This is a genomic window from Photobacterium profundum, assembly GCF_003026285.1.
Lineage (GTDB): Bacteria > Pseudomonadota > Gammaproteobacteria > Enterobacterales > Vibrionaceae > Photobacterium > Photobacterium profundum.
Genome location: NZ_PYOD01000005.1, coordinates 209,151 through 228,924, shown reverse-complemented (window position 1 = coordinate 228,924; position 19,774 = coordinate 209,151). Strand labels below are relative to the sequence as shown.

The window sequence follows — 19,774 nt, the reverse complement described above, 5'->3', positions numbered from 1 at the left end:
CTCTCTATTACACCACCCTAGACAAGCATCTAATTATCGACTTATCCAGAAGGGTATTATTTAGTGACCAGAATCAGAAAAATCTGATGAATGTTTTTGTAGGTATTTAAGCACTAACGCTTCGCTATCACGATCGAGGTTCACGAACGCTAGCATGCCGTTAAACATACCTGGCCACGTATTGGCGTCGAAGTGGTTTTCTGCTGGCTGAGTATGACAAACACTACAGTTGGTTGTGTAAGCAGGCCTTGTTTCACTCCAGATCACATCTACATTATCTACTAGTGAACCTTTAGGCATCCACAATTTTACCGTTACACGCTGCCAAGGAAGCCCGGTTAAATCATCTTCTTTTTCTTCAAATTTTTGCACTAACATGTCATTTTGCGCAGCATCTTTGCTTAACGCTGCAGTCGGAATATTCATCCCAAAATCTTCAGATATGACGCGCCCAAACCCTTTTGTTTTACGCCAGCCATTTATTTCAACTTGTATTGCATCGCCTTTCACTGCCACGACCTTTACTTCAGAAGCAGGGTTCAGTTCTCCGCCACTTTGGGTTAAGGCCTCATCTTCATACATTGGCAAGTAACGCACGCTGAAATAATTGTTGCCTTCGGTATAGCTGGTGTTTTGAGATTTTGACACTAGCTGCGATACCATGCCACCAGAAGCATCCATATTGTCAGGTAAGTTATGGGCAATTCCTTTGTGACAATCCAAACAACTTTGATCTTTCTCGGCAGCTTGCTTCATTTGTGATTGTGCCAGAGTCGACATTTCCTCCCACTTCATACTCTCGTATTGGTGGCAGTTTTTACATTCGAGTGAACCATTAGACGCAAAACGTTCCCATTCATGCTGTGCCAGCTCTCCTCGTTTTGCTAAGAACTTTTCGCGGGTATCGATCGTGCCAAAAATAGCGCCGAATACCTCCTTACTTGCCTGCATCTTCCTTGCAATTTTATCTGTCCAGTTATGAGGAACATGACAATCGGGGCAAGTTGCTCTTACACCGGCATTATTCGACCAATGTACTGTTGTTTGTAATTCTTCGTACACATTATCTTTCATCTCATGGCAGCCAATACAAAACTTTTCTGTATTGGTAATTTCTAGTGCCGTATTAAAGCCACCCCAGAAAATCACACCTGCAACAAAGCCGCCTAACGTGAGTATGCCTAAACTAATATGCACCGCAGGACGCCAAAAAGTGCCCCACAGCTTTTTAATAAAACTCATCATAATCTTAACCTGTCTGTTTATTGACTGTGATTTGAATTAGCCGTGGCCGGGAGGACCGAGGAAGAAGATTTGTAGTGCCCAGACAATGAAGCCATAACCACCAACAAGCGCTACAGACAAAATGGGAAAGAGAAAAACAGTGATGAAAATAAATGATCGCCACTCATATTTTGATTTATCTTTATCGGCAACATTATCGACACTACTCATTGCTAATATCCTATTCTAAATATGCCACCCACCTCACCTTAATACTCATGAGGTAACCGTTAAAAAAGTATAGTTAACAATGTTACAAACACACATGTTTTGAAGCACATCTGAGCTGCATCACAGTTTTGAGATTGCCGATTATCGTAAAAACTAACAAAAAACAAACCTTCCTAAGTTGCTTGTAAAATTCAAATCATTAATTGTTCATAAATTAACCTCTCGAGACGTCAGTTCATTTACCGTTCAGAAATGCTGTGTTTTTATGGTGAAATTTTGTGCCTATTTGGCGCAAATACAACACAAAAAAATAATAATGATGAGCACTTCTATTTATGTCGACGTTTAAAATGACAGTATTAAGTAAGTTTATTAACTATAAATTACTAAGCATTGCGGGATTATCTTTGGTCACTGTTGCGACAGTTTTATCTTTTCGTTCTAGTCCTATTCAAGACGTAGAATTAGATATCGCATCATTCACATCAGTAAACCCAGCCCCCGCTTCGGGCCCTCGTAACGATTCAATCAAAGACGTTGTAAAACCGCCTAACTATGAATATCAGATTCAATCAGGTGATACGTTAAGTGAAATTTTTGCAAAACTCGGTATTCCATTATCTGATATGCAGTTGGTAATGGAAGCTGACTTAGATAATTTACGTATCGATACTTTGCGACCAGGCCACCTTTTGCGGTTCTGGTTAGATGACTCGGGGCAGCGTTTAGATAAACTAGAATTAGAATTTAATGCCGCTCAGCGCGTTGACTACCAACGAGTGAATGAGGGTGGATTTGAATTTGAGGAAATTACGTTACCAGGTACGTGGAAGTCATCTGTTGCTGCCGGCAGCATTTATGGCAGCTTCTCGGTATCGGCTCAAAAAGCAGGATTAGATTTCAGTGAGATAAATGAAATCATTAACTTGTTAAAAGATAAGATTAATTTTTCGCGGGATCTTAAGGCTGGCGATACATTTGAAGTGGTCGTTGCGAATCAATATATCGAAGGCAAAGCCACGGGACTGCACGACATTAAAGCTATTCGGCTTGAAAACCGAGGTCGAATAATATCAGCCTACTTACATGAAGACGGTAATTATTACGATGCGAACGGTGAAAGCCTGCAACGTGCCTTTTTACCTTACCCTTCAGCTAAACGCTGGCGCATTAGTTCAAACTTTAATGCGAACCGTCGTCATCCCGTTACTGGTCGCCGGGCACCACACAATGGTGTCGATTTTGCGGCACCAAGTGGAACACCAGTATTAGCAACCGGTGATGGTATCGTGGTAATGACCACTAACCACCCTTATGCTGGGCGTTATATTGTTATTCAACACGGGACAAATTACCGAACCCGATATTTGCATAACAGCAAAATCTTAGTAAAAAAAGGCCAAAAAGTATCTCGTGGACAACAGATTGCATTATCCGGGCAAACTGGTCGAGTTACCGGCCCACATATCCATTATGAGTTTTTAATTCGAAATAAACCCGTAAACCCAATAACAGCTAAGATTCCAATGGCGTCATCGGTTCCAACCAAAGAAAAAATCCAATTCGAGCTAACGGTCGCAAAGTATAATAAGTTAATGCAAGTAGAAGACACTAATCCCATCGAAATTGCTAAGCAATAAATCTATGGTTTTATCTATTTACCACAAAAGCTAGTCATTTTTCATCGGCTTCTTGTCACGAAAATAAACTGCGATCAAAAAGGGCTGACTTCCATAACTCGCTAGAGTATTAGAAGTCAGCCCTTTTATTAGAAATCTATTTATCGGCGATTAAATCATGATTAAAGTGAAGCGCTATAAAGTGTTTGGCTTTGCTTATAAAGCTGTAAGCGCTGCTCGAACTTAGCAATACGCTGTGTATTTACTCGCTCAGCTTTATTACTCGGCACGTCTTTTTCTAACTTACCAATCGCTTCTTTTTGTGCATTTACCGCCTTTGAAAATTCACCGCATGCTGCATACGCGGCTGCAAGATTATCATAATCACCCGCATCACCCGTTCCAGTGCGGCTTAAGACTTGCTTCGCTAACTTAAGAGCACGTTCACCATCACGCATGCGTTCGTCGGTGCAGGTTGCATATAACCATACCAGATTACGCTTAGATTCTAACGACCCACCATTTGATGCATCATTGAACCATTTTATCGCATTGGCACAATCAACTGAACCCGTAGCCCCTGACGCATAATATGAGCCTAACTCAACCATTGCGGGTACTGAACCTTCTTTTGCTGCTTCTGTATACCAATATAAAGCTTGCGACGTATCTTTAGGTACAACCTGACCTGCTTTAAATAAATCAGCAATCATAGTTTTAACTTCAGGCATATCAACAGCTGCTTTCTGTAACCAATACATACCTTTTAGTCGGTCAACCTTAAGACCATTAGTTCCTTCTAAATAAGCACGCCCGAGAAAAAGCTGCATATTTGTATCACCCTGATCAGCTTCAAGTTCAACATACTTCAATGTAGAAAGTAGGTGATTAGCTGGAGACGTGGTAACTGACGCATTGGCAGTTGAAATACCATATCCAGTTACAGCAAAGCCGAACATTGCACTGATAACAACTTTTTTTAGGGTCATAACTGCTGGCATAAAAATGTCTCTTTCAAATGACTGGGTGACGTTGAGAAGAGAAGTTATAGAACTAGCGGTTAAAAAACAACCATAAAAATACAGCATAAGTGACCATTTACCACGACATTATCGTTTAATTACAGTTTGGTCAGGAGGTTAAGTTAGCTAGCATTTTATTCTAGGATTTTAATAATGAGAGATCGATCGAATTAAAAAGGACCATAATGACCCACCTTAACTGAATAACCGCTGAATAAATCATCAACAAAAACCCGACATAGTATGACAAAAAGCTGAAAAGCCGAGAAACTTTTTAAGATTTCTCGGCTTTTATCTCGTACAACAAATGCTCAGTTAGAAAGGCTTATAGTACTCTTGCCCACCACTAACAGATTGATCGTCATGCATAGAATCTTCATCTAGATCGATATCCAAATCAATCTGATTAGGTAAATCTGCCAACGCATTACACGCTAACACAACATCGTATGTTCCTTCTGGCACGTAGCCCATTGAATATTGGTTATCAATAACTTTCGCCGTACTAACGGGTGAGGTATCAGACCCTAAATCACCATAACCTGAGTCATCACTGTCATAAAGATACACATACGCATTTTCTGCAGAATCACATGTTGCCGGATCAACATCACCATAAATAGTTGCGGCCATTAAATTATCGACTAAACGTAATCCTTTATTTTTCAAGTAATACGCATTTTCAAGCATCTGCAACATGCTTCTAAGATCAAATGTCATGGTATAAGTCGTTGGTACATCGATATTAATATCTAGCCCATCAAAAGACAGCTCATCCACCACTTCCATATATTGTTTATTTAAAGCATCACCAACATAAGAGTAATATTGTGGCTGACCAAGAGTGTCTCCTATTAGTGAATCATACGTACCCTGAATAACAGACAACGACATACCAGTATATTCGCCAGCTGCCACTAACTGATCAGAAATTAACTGAATGATATCCACACCAGTTAAGTCATGAAGATCGATCACAATAAATTTTGGGTAACCATCGTTATCAACCGGAATAGAGGAATCAGCAGGAATACATTGCTTATTACTGATTTCATCTGGGTTGTTCATACTTTTGGTCGTCCACTCTGTAATCGTGCCGGCTAAATCCGTCACACTTACAGCATCGATAGCAACACAAGCTTGCAATTCATCACCATCAGGTACTTCTGTTGGCGGTACGACGACATCAACAGAAATTGGCACATCTTCTTTCGCACCATCGCTGCTTGTTGCTGTTCCACCTGAACCGTCAGAACCACTATCAGAAGCCGATGTTGTACTAGAATCACCGCCGCCACCGCCGCACCCAACCACCACAAACATGGTGAGCACCATTAAAATTATTTTTTTCATGTCATCACCCCTACGAGATTACAGAAATTGTTATGTTGGATGGCCGAATCCAACATTAATACCCACCTAGCAAATCAGATTGGTAATGAAATTTTAGGAGTAATTTGAGGTGTGATAAATTTATCGGGGCCGTTATTAAACATTGAGAAAATGATCTTACAAACAAGACAATTCTAGGGGGAGAAAAAAGGAATTACGTGACAGGGAGAAAACCGAGAATATATTTTAAATATAAAAAAGGCCAGATTTCTCTGGCCTTTTCAATACATAAGCTATTATGCAGGATTCAAATCTAACATCTCTTGTATGTTTGTTTCGCTCTTTGGTTCTTGTCCAAAACCACGAAGACCCACCACATGTACGTGCTCTCGATCTTTGAAAATCTTACGCACTAACTTGTAGGTAGTCCCCTTTTCAGGGCTAATGTTTTCTGGTGCTGCAATTAATAATTGCATATCCAAACGCTCACAAAGTTCGAATAATGTCGCAATGGATTTACCATCTAAACGTGCGGCTTCATCCAAGAACAATAAACGACATGGGATAAGATCTTTACCGCGTAAGCGACGTGATTCTTCTTCCCAGCTTTGAATCACCATCAGTAGAATTGCCTGGCCCGTACCAATGGCTTCACCCGTGGATAACGCGCCAGATTCAGCTTGTAGCCAACCATCTGTACCACGGTTTACTTCAATGCTTAATTCTAGGTAGTTACGGTAATCCAATAATTCTTCACCTAAGATTTGCGGCGAACGCTGACCCATATCAATATGAGGATTCAAGCGCTGGAACAACTTCGCAATCGCTTCTGAGAAGGTTAAACGGTTATTACCAAATAAATCTTGGTGTTGATCTTGCTGTTCAGCCAAACCACTCAGTAACGATTCGTGCGTCTCGCGTACTTTAACGTTTAGTCGTACACCATTAACCTGGCCAAAACCGATATTTTGTAAGCCTTGGTTTAGCATACGAATACGGTTTTGCTCACGCTGAATCGTTTTACGAATAATATTCGCAACAGAGTCAGAGCTGATAGCCAAACGTTGTTCACGTGCTGTTAGCTCTTCAGTAAGGCGTGCGAGTTCAACTTCCATCTCTTCAATCGCTTCAACCGGATCATCGGTACGAATGATATCGTGACGGATACGCTCACGAAGGTGTTGATAAACCGCAATGTAGAACAACACTTTACGCTCAGGGCGCGAAATATCTTCAGAAGCACGCAAGGCATCACGCAAGTTTTCGTTGTCTGCGACGGCAAGACGTAAAGCACCTAATGACTTATCTGATAATGAACGCAATTCATCAGCAGACATATACGCCATTTCACGACGGTGTAGACGGCGTTCAACATCATTTTCGCGCGCTAAACGCAATACTGCACACCAGCCTGCTTTTGCATTCACGACCAACTTACGAACATCTTGGTAGTCTTTACCCACTTTACGTAAACGTTTCAGCAGTGATTTCATTTCGAGTTCAATGGACGTAATCGCTTTTTCTAGCTCACTGCGACGGTTACGCGAACTGTGCAGACGTTCGTTAAGCTCATCACGGCGAATACGTGCACGTTCTTCTGATTCAATATCAGCTCGAACACCTAACTCTTGCAATTCACGCTCAAACTCTAGCACTGTTTCACGTTTCGCTTGATGCGAACTTTTCAACGACGCCATTAACTGGTTGTACTGATTCGCTTGTGCACGAGCTTGTTTAAGAGCATCACGGCAACGTGTACGTTCACGCTCTGCGGCTATTAATTTAGCTTTAAGCTGCTCATTTAGCTCTGAGCTTTTATTCACTAACTCAACTGAGTCGATATACGTGAAGTGATGGCGGCGCTCTACTAAATCAGCAACAGCAAAAATCTGCTTCTTAAGAGCCTGTAGTCGGCTATCAGCATCAACATAACTTGTTTGTAATGCATCAAATTGCTCAGGATCCGCATCTAGCGCAGACACTAAACCTTCAAGCTCTGTAATGGCTTTACCGTGACGGTCTAAGTAATTACGCGCTTCATCAAGCTGTAAAAGCTGTTGTTCTACGTCTTCAAAGCGAGCTGTTAATGTTTCATCTTCTAGCAGGTTAACAAGCGGGTTCAGTTTACCTAATAACGCTAACCCTTCACGCGCAGCGACAAGCTGGCTACGTTGCTGTTGTTCTTTAGCAGCTGCATCGGCTAATTGACGGGTCGCTTGATTTCGCTTTTCTCTCGCAAGTTTTAATTCTGCTTCAGGATCAGCATTGAATGCTATCGACATGTGTGTCGCGACAAAGCTATTAAAGCTCTGATATAAACGCTGTAACTTTTGCGAATCAAATGCAGATTTCGCGTGGTCTTCAATCAGTTGATCACGCTCTTCACGCAATTGCTCTAGACGTTGCTCACGAGCTGCTCGCCCAAATAGAGGCACCTTCGGATAACGAGAATAGCGCAATTGACGGTCGTTTAAATGAACGCATATCGCCCCGTCTAATTCATCAACATCAAAACCGCTGTCATCAAATGAATCAACATCGCCTTCAATGATATAGAGATCGTCGGGGCAATCTTCTAATGCGATGAGCTTATCTTTAATATCTTTAAGGTCAGGTACAACAATCGCATGACGAGCAGGACCATACATCGCGCTGAAATACGGTGCATCAGCTAAAGTAATGTCATCATAGATTTCCGACAGTAGACTGCCGCCAAGTGTGTCTGCTAAGCCACTTAAACGTGCATCATCACTGCCACCAGGCTGTGCAAGACGTTCAATATCAAGCTCAAGTTGCTGCTTACGCTGGGCAAGCTGATCACGATGAGCAGAAACTTCACGTTCATTGTCTAATGTTTGTTGCATTGCATTCATAACAGACTGACTATCTGTTAATTCTGCATCTACCTGATCAGACAGTTTTTCAAGTGCATCAGATGCGGCAATCCATGCGGGCGCCGACGCTTCTAAAGACTTGATTTGAGTTCCTAGTTGCTGCTCTTGACGACGCAAGTCGTTGCGTTGATCAACTAAAGCTTCTTGTTCTTGCTCAAGACTTTCGAATGTAGCTTCATGACGAGCTTGCTCTTCTGCTAACACTAACTCGCTATCTACAACAGTTGCAAAACGCTTGCTGTAACTTTCTGCCAGCTCAACCGCTTGACGTTGATTACGCACACTGCGTTCAAGATCGCGGTACTGACCTTTTAGCTGATCACCTCGCTCTGAAACCGCACGAAGTCGACGAGCATGTGTGATCAATTCACGGGCTTTTTGACCAGCCGTTGCTCGGTCAATGGCACCCGCAATGGTCTGGACAATTTTAAGGCCTTTCTCAAATTGTTCAGCCGCCGCAGACGACATATCCAACTTGTGTTTAAGTGCCAATAAAGCTGTGGTTTGTAATTCTTGGTCACGCTTTAGTTGCGACAAATATGCAGGTGCGTTATCAGCCAATAAATCATTAGCATTCGACAGTTCACGTGCTTTTTCTAAAGCATGAACCGCTTGTTGATATTGTAAAGCACGGGTTTGCTGCATATTCAATGCTTGCTGGTAGTCAGCAAGCTGCGTCTTCAAGCTATCAACTTCTTCTTCAGTTAATACAGCTTGTTCTTCAGCCATTGCAAGTTGCTCAGCCGCTTCTTCAACGACCATTACCTGCTCTTCAAGACGCTCGGTTAATTCTTCTAGATCTTCTTTATAACGTTCGATCTTTTCTTGCTGGCGTACTGCATTTTGTACAAGTTGCAGATGATCAGACGCTGCTTGATGATCTTGCTCTAAAGCACTTTCACGATCATTTAATTCGTCTAGCTCGCCTGACATGTTAGTCAGTGAGTTATTTTGATCGCCCAGTATCTTACGTGAACCTAATAATTCGCCACGTAATTTCAGCGTTGTTTCTAGCTTATTACGACGTTCATTAGCATGACGCATATAATCAGCCGCAACATAGTGTGTTGCTTCAGAGATCAAATGCTTAAATAAATCACGATCGCTTTGAGTCAGCTTAATCGCTTCTAATGTCATGCGGTTTTCACGCAATGCCGCTTCCATATCTTGGAAAGCTTTTTTCACACCGGAATTATGTGGTAATAAGTAATCACGTAACGAACGGGTAATGGCACTTGAAATACCACCGTACAGTGATGCTTCAATTAAACGATAGAATTTAGAACGGTCTTGGGTATTACGCAATTTCTTTGGCAATACACCAAATTCAAACATTTGCGTATGATAATCCGTAACAGAATTAAAGGCTTTAAATTGTACGCCTTCATATTCACCCGCAATTTCTTTCACTTCATTAATTTGGCGAACACGAGCCTGATTTTCAGACAAGGTTTCAACCAATAATTCAGTCGGTTTAACGTGTGATGGCAAGCCTTGAATAAGGAACGGTTTAATATCGACTTTTTTATCGCGACCAGCGACTTGCTGCAGTTTTACACCAAAAATAATGCGCTGCTTTTTCGAGTTAACGACATCCAATGCCGCATAACACGCACCCGGCTTTAACTTACCGTGCAAGCCTTTATCACGAGATGCGTTTGAACTACCCGCTTCTGTGGTGTTACGAAAATGCAAAAGACTTTGATCAGGAATTAAAGTCGTGATGAACGCAGCCATGGTGGTGGATTTACCCGCACCATTACCGCCAGATAATGTGGTAACCAAATTATCGATATCAAAAGTACGAGCAAAAAAGCCGTTCCAGTTGACCATTGTGAGTGATTGATACTTACCGCGTTCCATCAGACTTCACCCTCTTGCATTGTCTGCTCTGAATCATGATGTTCAGTGTCATCCGCGTCAAACCCATCAAGTAAGCTTGATTGACTTGGTTCTTGTTGATGCACAACAGCTTCACCGTCACGAATTAGGCGTAATTGCGCTTCGCGCACATCATCACCCGTTCGTACATCAGCACCAAAACGGAATACCGATTCACTGATACGGAATTTACCATTTTCACCAATTGGGATAAGCATACCGATACGACGTAAACGACGAAGCGACGTTTTCACTTTGTCGTACAGTTTTTCACGATCAAGATCGGAACCCGATGCACGGTGTGTAACAAACTTCATTAGCTTTTTTTCATCAGCCAACACTAACAGTTCGTCAAACAGCTCTTGATTGGTAAAAATACCTTCATGGGCAAGACGCTCAGGGCTAAGGTATAAGAAACACAGCACTTTACCGACCAGCATGTCGATTTCAGACAACACTGAACGACCAATCAATGACGTAGAACGTGGGCGCAGATAAAAGAACCCCTCTGGTGCGCGAATAAGTTCGGCATTGTAACGGCGGTAAAACATACCTAACTCACGCTCAAACTCGATCAGTAAAGCGTGGTTATCTAAATCTTCGCTAGAAACATGACGACCAGATCGGAGCGCATTATCTAGCGCCGGAAAAAGTGGGTTAGCTATCGCTTTTGCCAGCTTTTCAGGCATATATTCTTCAATATTTATCGATGACATTGGCTTGTACCTTGGCTCCATGTTCATTAATCGCTTCCCAATCAGGCTGAATGGCATTGAAGTCAGATTCGGAATACCCAAGTCTTACTGCCTGATCAATTACAATTCGCGTTACATCAAAATGTCGCGCTTGTGGGTGTTGAGCCAAATAATCTTTCAGAAGCGAGCTCAAATTAATGGCTGCACCTGTTTCTTTATGGGCTTTTAGCATTTCAGCAACTTGATCAGAAAGCTGATCATTGACTAGGCTAAGTTCTTCAAATTCCATTTCTTCAGGTACGATGCCTGTTACTTCATCATCACGTAAAACTAAGGTTTCATCGCGCATATCAAGTAAACGTTCGGCATCGGCATATGTAAGAAGCCATGGGTTGTCGAAGTAATCTGTTACCGATTGGCGCAAACGCTGGCTAAATGCCCGGTTCTTATCCATATCGATAGCTGTTCGAATAAATTTATGTACGTGGCGATCATAACCAATCCACAAATCAATCGCTTGCTGACCCCAATTAATAATGCGGTCTAGCTTCATTTGTAGAATAAAGATCATGCCATCAACGAAATCCAGTTCAATATTGCCCTGAATTTCTTCTTGGATAATCAGCAACTGTGTTTGCAATTGGTCACCAGCAGCTTGCAAGGTGTCTTGCAATTCACGTAGCGTGCTTGATGTTTCGTTAAGCAACGCTTCACAGTTGGTAATTGCCGCTCGCCAATCTTGAGTCAACAATTCAGCGATATTGGTTTTCACCTGCTGTTGTTGCTCATCCATTGTGCGTTGGTTTAAATCAATGCGGTCAAAAATTTCTGCCACTGAATATTTCAACACTGCGTAAACATTCAGTCGCCAGTGCTTCTCGTCACCGCCTTTTTGTGCTGCATCTGCTGCTTTGTTAATTTCATCAGCAACCATCGCTAATTGGATTGACAATTTCAGCGTCGAATACTCACGTTGACGTACGTAGTAGTCTGTTATACCGAGTGCTAATGGACTTAAACGGTAAATACTTGCACCGTCGTTCATTTCACTGGTAAAGCGCGTAATTAAGCGCTGACGTACTAATTCATTTATGGCGTTGTTGGCACGAAAGGCTAGAGTTTCTTTTGATTGATCAAATAAATCGCTCACAATACGGAACGCATCAATCAACTCTCCTTCCCCTAATTCTTCATCAAAGCGATCGCCACTTAATACAGCAATCGCCAACAAGAACGCCAGCCGTTCGGTTGGTAAGTTAAGCGAGAAATCATGCTGCTTAACCCAAGTCACCAACTCAGGAACGGTCTGGGAAACTTCACTCATCCGTTGTCCTTATTGCTGTTATGTTCTGTTCTATGGGTAATATGTTCTTTTATAAGGGTAAATAATGCTTATTCACAGTTACTGCCGTTCACTTTCACCTCTTCGTACAAGGGTTTACGTGCATAAACGTGAATATAGCGCCCCAAAGACAAATAAGGCTCCTGACGACAAAGCTTTTGCTCCATCTCAAGAACTTGTTCAAAACTGTAATCACCAACCATCGCATTTTGCATGTAATCGTGAAAAGTGCGCACGCCAGTTTTACCTAAAATAGTTAATCCCGCGTTTATCAGGCAACTATACACCTCATCAGGCTTAATGCCTTGCTGCGGTTGCAGCTTAAAACGCTTACGATGAGGCATACCTTCTTCTATGTGCGTCAAGTTACCACAAATTAGGTTTTTAAATAGCAACCCATTGTAGTTATAAAACATCACTGAAATGACACCGCCAGGTTTGACTTGTTCCAATAATTGGTCAAGTACTGTTATTGGGTCTGATAGCCACTCCATCACTGCATGAAAAAGCACCAAATCGACAGGTTCATCAAGATGGTCACCAATATGCTGAACAGGACTATGAACTAAGCGATATTGCTTAAGAAGTCCATTTTTAGCAATTTCCTGCTCGGCTAGTGTCAGCATTTCACCAGAAAGATCACATAAAGTGACATGATGACCTAACTCTGCAACTTTTTGTGACAATTGTCCGATACCCCCACCAGCGTCTAAAACACGCAGCGGAATATCATCGTCGAACCCAGATAGAATCTGCTCTATATCCTGCCAGACAACTGTTTGTCGGATCTGCCCTTTGGCAGTGCCATATATGTTTTTCGCAAATTTTTGCGCTAAATCATCAAAATTTCGATCTTCGATCACGGCAACTTTACGTTATGATAGTGGTTCAAAAAAAATGAAGCTTATTTTCTCACAAGCGTTATAGGAATAAAGGCTTGTGATGCTTTTTCAAGCTTGATTGCTGAAATTTCGGACGACATTGCATGTTTGAACTAAAAAAAATGATATCTGCCTTACTTATGCCCCTACCCGCGATGCTTATTCTTGGGTTCATTGGGTTATTGATTTTATGGTTTACCCGTCGAAAAGGACTTGCTTCTTGCTTTATCGCTTTTGCGTTCTTAGGGATTTTCATGGTCGCTTTCCAACCGATTGCGACCAGTTTATTACGCCCATTAGAAACAGAAAACCAACCGTTTGTACCTTCGTCAACACCTGTTGATTACATCATGGTACTGGGAAGTGGGCATGTTATTGACAAGGCAATGCCAATAACATCCGAACTATCCCGCACAGCCCTAATGCGCTTATCTGAAGGCATGCGCATTTATCGCCTCTTTCCTGGGGCTAAATTGATTCTATCCGGTTATGGTGGAGGCAGTGATATAAGCCAAGCACGTATGATGGCAAAAGTCGCATTAGCACTAGGGGTAAACAAATCTGATATTTTATTACTTGAAACTGCCCGTGATACTTGGGAAGAAGCGTTTCAAGCAGCATCCGTTGTCGGTAATAAAAATTTGGTACTCGTGACTTCTGCAAGCCATATGACGCGTGCATTGTATGAATTTAATCAGGCAGGGCTAACCCCTACACCCGCCCCTACTAACTTCTTAGCCAGTAATAAGATTAAACAACCATGGGATAGATACGCGCCTAAAGCAAAGTATCTCGAGCAAACTGAGCGCTATTGGCATGAAACCATGGGGCAGATTTGGCAAAGAATACGCGATAAAGCAGCCAACGTTGAAAAAGACAAAGCTGATGAAGCCAATAAGAATGCTGATATCAGCCCAGTCGAAATTTTAAGTGAAGACGATAGCAATACTACGCTTTAAAGCGTCTTAGTAAAATTGCGCTAATATTTAGTAAAAAACGAACCATACAATCTGCTGCAACAAATATACATAAGGCCAGCATTCATTGCTGGCCTTTTTTATTCACCAAGCAAATGCTTATTTTATTTCGCTTTTCTGATTGAAGTGCACATCACGGCCCTTATTACTAAAAGTTTTATTATGTGCGATTTTTACATAGCAAATTCACCTGAAAGTACTAACGGTTTTGCGACTCACGTCATATTATCTACGCCCTAAGCATATTGATGCTTCTGTCGATATTTCTTAAATATATTTAGACACAACACACTTTTGTAATAAGTAAGTAAACGGACTTACGGCTTAATTTCTCTTTTTTAGGATTCCTCCATGATTTATCCCATTATCAACTTGGCTTTTTTTGCCCTACTCATTGCTTTGTTACTGAAGCAACAACGCACTGAACAAACTTTATCTAAGCGCGTGTTTACAAGCCTTGGTTTAGGGGTACTTTTTGGTGGAGCATTGCAACTTATTTATGGTGGTGGCAGCCAGATAGTTGCAGACACACTTGAGTACGTAAACATTGTTGGTGCTGGTTATGTCAGCCTACTGAAAATGATCATCATGCCGCTAATCATGGTATCTATCATTGGCGCTATCGTGAAAGTGAAAGACTCAGGTTCACTGGGTAAAATCTCAGGGTTAACCATTGGTATTCTGCTGGCGACAACAGCGGCTTCAGCGTTAATTGGTATTCTTGTTAGCAATATGTTTGGCTTATCTGCCGATGGTATTGTGCAAGGTGCACGAGAAATTGCACGTGGTGAAATGCTTGAATCACGCTTAACGAACATTGAAGCGGTGTCGTTTGCTGACATGGTTATTTCTTTCTTTCCTGGTAACCCATTTGCTGACTTAGCTGGTAGCCGTGCTACATCGACTATTGCCGTTGTTATCTTCTCTGCTTTCATTGGTGTCGCAAGCCTGAGTGTTATGCGTACTCACCCTGAATTGGGTGCAAGCTTCGAAAAGTTTATTAACGTTGCTCAAGAAATTGTTCGTACATTAGTACGTATGGTACTTAGCCTAACGCCTTACGGTGTTCTTGCGTTGATGACCAAGGTTGTCGCAGGCTCTAACTATGCTGATATCCTAAGCCTAATTAATTTTGTAATTGCGTCTTATGTTGGATTAGCACTGATCCTTGTTATGCACTTGGTTCTTGTTTCATTTGTCGGCGTTAACCCAATTCGTTTCTTGAAGAAAATCCTTCCTGTACTGCTATTTGCTTTCACTTCACGCTCGAGCGCTGGCACTATCCCACTAAATATTGATGCACAAGTTAAGCAACTGGGTAACGGCGAAGGGGTTTCAAACTTCTCGGCATCATTCGGGGCGACAATGGGCCAGAATGGCTGTGCAGGTCTATACCCTGCGATGCTTGCAGTAATGATTGCACCTACCATTGGCATTAACCCACTAGACCCAGGTTTTATTGCAACGCTTATTGCGATTGTAACAATCAGTTCATTTGGTATTGCGGGTGTGGGTGGTGGCGCAACATTTGCTGCGCTAATTGTTCTCTCTGCTCTTGATATGCCTGTAGCGCTTGCTGGTCTGCTTATTTCAATCGAACCATTGATTGATATGGGCCGTACTGCTGTAAACGTTAGTGGTGCCATGACGGCCGGTACCATTACTTCTCGTGTACTGGGGCAAGCTGATGACACCATCTTTAATCAAGACATTGAAACAGATACAACGACTGATACAGCGAAAGTCTAGTCGGTTTTAATGTTGACTTCTAAAAAGCTAAGATAAAAAAAGACCACTCGTTTGAGTGGTCTTTTTATTTGTTTATCAACGCCTTATTGATACGTGGATAACGGCTATTTACAGCTAATGATGAACGCTTATGACTCTTAGCCAATTAATGCACGTACTTTCTCTAAATCTTCCGGTGTATCAACACCCGCGGGAGGCGCATCAATAGCAACAGCAACATGGATTTTTTCGCCATACCAAAGTACGCGAAGCTGTTCTAATGCTTCCACTTTTTCAAGTGCGCTTGGTTCCCAGTTGATGTAAGTATTTATAAACCCAGCACGATAAGCGTAAATACCGATATGACGTAATAAATTATGATGAATTTCCTTTGGTGACTTCGCATAGTTATCACGATCCCAAGGAATAGATGCTCGGCTGAAATACATCGCATAGCCATCTTTATCCAACACAACTTTCACCGCGTTTGGATTAAACACTTCATCTTCGTGATCAATCTCGACACCTAGCGTTGCCATTGGTGCATTGTTGTTTGCTAGATTATCTGCGACTTGTCGAATAATGGTGTCAGGAATTAATGGTTCATCACCTTGTACATTAACGACAATATGATCATCTGCTAACTGATATTTTTCAACCACTTCAGCAAGGCGCTCTGTGCCTGATTCATGATCATTTCGCGTTAAACAAACTTCTCCGCCAAAGGCTTTAACGGCATCAACAATACGCTGGTCATCCGTTGCTACGATCACGAGATCTGCACCGGCTTTACTAGCTTGCTCGTACACCCACTGAACCATTGGCTTACCACCAATATCAGCCAAAGGCTTACCCGGCAGGCGGGTTGATTGATAACGCGCAGGAATAACTACCGTAAATGACATTACTTTACCTCGTCTGAACTCAGCGTTCGCGCTTCAGGTTCGATCAATACAGGAATACCATCTTGAATAGGATAAGCTAGACGATCAAACTTACAAATCAGTTCATTTTTTTCTTTATCGTAGTTCAATTTACCCTTACATACTGGGCATGCTACGATTTCAAGCAGACGGTGATCCATATTCTTCCTTTACCTTAATTATTCGATTAATAATGGCAGTCGCATTCGATGTGGGTATCACTGCATCTACAGGTACATACCACCAATTCGACTGCGCAAAGGCGTGGCATTTAACCGCATCTTTTTCTGTCATCACTAAATGTTGTCCCTGTTGGGCCAAATGTTTTAATTCCATTTCTGAGAATGCCTGATGGTCAGTAAATGGCTGACAATGTACAGGGGTTACTCCCAGCTCTTCTAATGTTTTAAAAAAACGGGGGGGATGGCCAATGCCGGCCATTGCCACAATATTCTCTAATTCATTAATTGAACATCGCTCGCCCGTTTTAACATTGATTAATGCTGAGGGCTGCAGGTGCATCGGAGCTTCGTTTTTTTGCGCCTTTCCACCGTTACAAATCAAGAAATCAACGTCAGCTAAGCGATCACACGCTTCACGCAATGGTCCTAATGGTAGTAATTGCTGATTACCAAAGCGGCGTTGACCATCAATAACAACAAATTCGATGTCTCGTGCGAGAGCATAATGCTGTAGACCGTCATCGGTAATAATCACATCAACATCATGTTCAAGTAACATCATTACGGCATCAGAACGTTTAGGTGATACTGCAACAGGTGCCCCCGTTCTTCGACGAATCAATACAGGTTCATCACCAACAAGGTCTGTTGATGTCTTATCTTCAACCAAATAAGGGTAATGTGGCGCTTTACCACCATAACCACGAGAAACAACCCCCGGCTTAAGCCCTTTCGCTTGTAGCTGTTCAACGAGCCATACAACAACGGGCGTCTTACCATTGCCCCCTGCGGTAATATTACCAACAACAACAACTGGCACCGGAGCCCGATAAGCGACCTTTTCACCCGTTTGGTACTTATTACGGCGACGAACACTGATAAAACCAAAGAGTTTACTCAATGGCCAAAACACTGGCCAAAAAAGTACATTCAGTAACAGCATAAAACCTTTCGGATGATGCCCAAACCAAAACTTTTCAATAAGTGCAGCCATTAATCACCAAATTGAATGCGGTGAAGTTGCGCGTAAGCACCATCATGTTTGATCAATTCACTATGCGTACCACGTTCAATGATTTCACCATCATCAACCACTAAGATTTGGTCGGCACCTTCAATAGTTGACAGGCGGTGGGCAATCACTAAAACCGTACGATCTTTTTGCAATTCATCCAATGCCGACTGAATAGCACGTTCAGATTCAGTATCAAGGGCTGATGTTGCCTCATCTAAAATCAACACTGGCGCATTACGTAATAGTGCGCGCGCAATGGCTAAACGTTGACGCTGACCACCAGAAAGGCTAACACCGTTTTCACCAATAATTGTGTCTAAGCCTTGTGGCATGTCTTTAATGAAATCCATCGCATAAGCAAGCTCTGCTGCTTTTTCAATATCAGCACGACTGAAACTATCGCCACTTGCGTAAGCAATGTTATTTGCAATAGTATCGTTGAAAAGGTGCACATTTTGAGAAACGACTGCAACCTGTTCGCGTAAGTTTGATAATTGATAATCTTTAACCTCGCGACCATCTAATATCAATTCGCCTGAATCAATATCGTAAAAACGCGTTAATAGATTCGCAATCGTACTCTTACCCGAACCCGAACGTCCAACAAGTGCCAGTGTTTTACCAGCAGGTAAATCAAACGACACATTACGCAATGCTGGCGTATCTTTGGTTGGATAAGTGAACGTAACATCTTTAACTTGAATATCACCGTTTACACGCGCAATTTCATGTTTACCGTTATCTTTTTCAGTTTCAAGATCCATCAATTCAAACAAGGTTTGACAAGCAGCCATACCGCGTTGGAATTGCGAAGTAACGTTGGTTAATGCTTTCAAAGGACGCATCAAACCAAACATTGCACCAAATACGACAGCGAATGTACCGGGGGTAAGCTCAGCACGTAACGCTTCAGAGTTAGCCAAGACTAATACAACCACCAAAGCAAACGATGCAATTACCTGAATTACCGGGTTGGCAATCGCCTGCGCAGACACTAACTTCATTGTTTGCTGGCGCATATTATTACTTACAGAATCAAAACGTTTCTTTTCAACCTCTTGACCACCGTAACTTAATACGACTTTGTGCCCTTTTAGCATTTGCTCTGCAGATGATGTAACAGACCCCATGGCATCTTGCATATTTTTTGAAATTTTACGAAAGCGCTTAGACACAAAGCGAATACTGAATGCCACAACAGGAGCGATAACCAATAAAATGGCCGAAAGCTGCCAGCTGTTCCAGAACATCAATGCCATTAAGCCAATGATAGATGCCCCCTCACGTACCATGCTAACTAGCGCGCTACTTGTCGCAGAAGCAACTTGTTCTGAATCATAAGTAATTCGAGAAAGTAAGGCTCCAGAAGATTCTTTATCAAAAAAGCTCACTGGCATTTTCATGAAATGATTAAATAAACCACGGCGTAAATTCATTACAACTTTGCCAGACACCCAAGACAAGCAATATGTTGACACAAAGCCACTCGCGCCACGTAGTATCATTAATCCGACTAAATAATATGGCATCATAGAAAGAAAGTCTGATTCAATGGTCTCTAATCCACCGAAGCTTTCATCAAGAAGAGGCTTAATCATCGATAACATTAGGGTATCACCCAATGCATTAATGATTAGCGCAACGACCGCGACTGATAAGCCAGCCTTATAGAAACTGATATACGGCCAAAGTCGTTTATACGTATCCAGTGTTGATTGTTCAGTAGACTGTGTCATTAAAATTCATTTTTCTTAAAAACAATTCCTATCATTCTACTCTGATACGAGGATTGCGCCAAATAAGTTAAGTCATTGATGCATGCCTTATC

At 42.0% G+C, this 19,774-nt stretch carries 15 protein-coding genes; 3 read left to right on the top strand and 12 right to left on the bottom strand.

From position 1 onward, the window contains the following. Nucleotides 1-60 precede the first annotated feature (60 nt). Together torC and torE are read right to left on the bottom strand one after the other, a co-directional pair. Nucleotides 61-1,245, bottom strand: coding sequence for a pentaheme c-type cytochrome TorC (gene torC / locus C9J48_RS14930; RefSeq protein WP_006233653.1), 1,185 nt, complete (start codon nucleotides 1,243-1,245; stop codon nucleotides 61-63). Nucleotides 1,246-1,281: 36 nt separating this feature from the next. Then, the gene (gene torE, locus C9J48_RS14925; protein ID WP_006233652.1) at nucleotides 1,282-1,455 is read right to left on the bottom strand and encodes a trimethylamine N-oxide reductase system protein TorE; all 174 of its coding nucleotides are present in this window, start codon (nucleotides 1,453-1,455) and stop codon (nucleotides 1,282-1,284) included. A gap of 335 nt (nucleotides 1,456-1,790) precedes the next feature. Between torE and C9J48_RS14920 the strand changes: the two genes are divergently transcribed. Then, nucleotides 1,791-3,095, top strand: a complete 1,305-nt coding sequence (locus C9J48_RS14920) for a peptidoglycan DD-metalloendopeptidase family protein (protein WP_107281174.1) — start codon at nucleotides 1,791-1,793, stop codon at nucleotides 3,093-3,095. 161 nt (nucleotides 3,096-3,256) lie between these two features. On the opposite strand, the gene C9J48_RS14915 is transcribed toward C9J48_RS14920, so the two are convergent. From C9J48_RS14915 to cmoM, 6 genes are all read right to left on the bottom strand, one after another. Beyond that, entirely contained in the window at nucleotides 3,257-4,075 is an 819-nt protein-coding gene (locus C9J48_RS14915) for a tetratricopeptide repeat protein (RefSeq protein WP_006233579.1), read from the bottom strand. Between the two features lie 336 nt (nucleotides 4,076-4,411). Further along, nucleotides 4,412-5,449: a hypothetical protein gene (locus tag C9J48_RS14910; RefSeq protein WP_006233578.1), complete on the bottom strand. Its 1,038-nt coding sequence runs from the start codon at nucleotides 5,447-5,449 to the stop codon at nucleotides 4,412-4,414. Nucleotides 5,450-5,724: 275 nt separating this feature from the next. Beyond that, nucleotides 5,725-10,185 carry a chromosome partition protein MukB gene (gene mukB, locus C9J48_RS14905; protein ID WP_006233577.1) on the bottom strand — a complete coding sequence of 1,487 codons (4,461 nt, stop codon included), beginning with the start codon at nucleotides 10,183-10,185 and terminating at the stop codon, nucleotides 5,725-5,727. Next, on the bottom strand, nucleotides 10,185-10,919 hold the full coding sequence (gene mukE / locus C9J48_RS14900) for a chromosome partition protein MukE (RefSeq protein WP_036804379.1): 735 nt from the start codon (nucleotides 10,917-10,919) through the stop codon (nucleotides 10,185-10,187). The genes mukB and mukE overlap by 1 nt, the downstream gene beginning before the upstream one ends. Further along, nucleotides 10,900-12,222 carry a chromosome partition protein MukF gene (gene mukF, locus C9J48_RS14895; protein WP_006233575.1) on the bottom strand — a complete coding sequence of 441 codons (1,323 nt, stop codon included), beginning with the start codon at nucleotides 12,220-12,222 and terminating at the stop codon, nucleotides 10,900-10,902. Before mukF ends, mukE begins: the two co-directional genes overlap by 20 nt. 68 nt (nucleotides 12,223-12,290) lie before the next feature. Further along, nucleotides 12,291-13,103 (bottom strand): tRNA uridine 5-oxyacetic acid(34) methyltransferase CmoM, encoded by an 813-nt coding sequence (cmoM, locus tag C9J48_RS14890; protein ID WP_006233574.1) that lies wholly within the window; start codon nucleotides 13,101-13,103, stop codon nucleotides 12,291-12,293. A gap of 122 nt (nucleotides 13,104-13,225) precedes the next feature. Between cmoM and elyC the strand changes: the two genes are divergently transcribed. Then, the gene (gene elyC, locus C9J48_RS14885; protein WP_006233573.1) at nucleotides 13,226-14,080 is read left to right on the top strand and encodes an envelope biogenesis factor ElyC; all 855 of its coding nucleotides are present in this window, start codon (nucleotides 13,226-13,228) and stop codon (nucleotides 14,078-14,080) included. A gap of 369 nt (nucleotides 14,081-14,449) precedes the next feature. Beyond that, on the top strand, nucleotides 14,450-15,847 hold the full coding sequence (locus tag C9J48_RS14880; protein ID WP_006233572.1) for an L-cystine transporter: 1,398 nt from the start codon (nucleotides 14,450-14,452) through the stop codon (nucleotides 15,845-15,847). Nucleotides 15,848-15,984: 137 nt separating this feature from the next. On the opposite strand, the gene kdsB is transcribed toward C9J48_RS14880, so the two are convergent. Genes kdsB through msbA form a run of 4 tightly spaced genes read right to left on the bottom strand, consistent with a single transcriptional unit; the run spans nucleotide 15,985 to nucleotide 19,682 of the window. After that, entirely contained in the window at nucleotides 15,985-16,731 is a 747-nt protein-coding gene (gene kdsB / locus C9J48_RS14875; RefSeq protein WP_006233571.1) for a 3-deoxy-manno-octulosonate cytidylyltransferase, read from the bottom strand. After that, nucleotides 16,731-16,910, bottom strand: a complete 180-nt coding sequence (locus C9J48_RS14870) for a Trm112 family protein (RefSeq protein WP_006233570.1) — start codon at nucleotides 16,908-16,910, stop codon at nucleotides 16,731-16,733. Before C9J48_RS14870 ends, kdsB begins: the two co-directional genes overlap by 1 nt. Continuing rightward, entirely contained in the window at nucleotides 16,891-17,925 is a 1,035-nt protein-coding gene (lpxK, locus tag C9J48_RS14865) for a tetraacyldisaccharide 4'-kinase (RefSeq protein WP_006233569.1), read from the bottom strand. The genes C9J48_RS14870 and lpxK overlap by 20 nt, the downstream gene beginning before the upstream one ends. Beyond that, nucleotides 17,925-19,682 (bottom strand): lipid A ABC transporter ATP-binding protein/permease MsbA, encoded by a 1,758-nt coding sequence (msbA, locus tag C9J48_RS14860; protein WP_006233568.1) that lies wholly within the window; start codon nucleotides 19,680-19,682, stop codon nucleotides 17,925-17,927. Before msbA ends, lpxK begins: the two co-directional genes overlap by 1 nt. Between the last annotated feature and the right edge of the window lie 92 nt (nucleotides 19,683-19,774).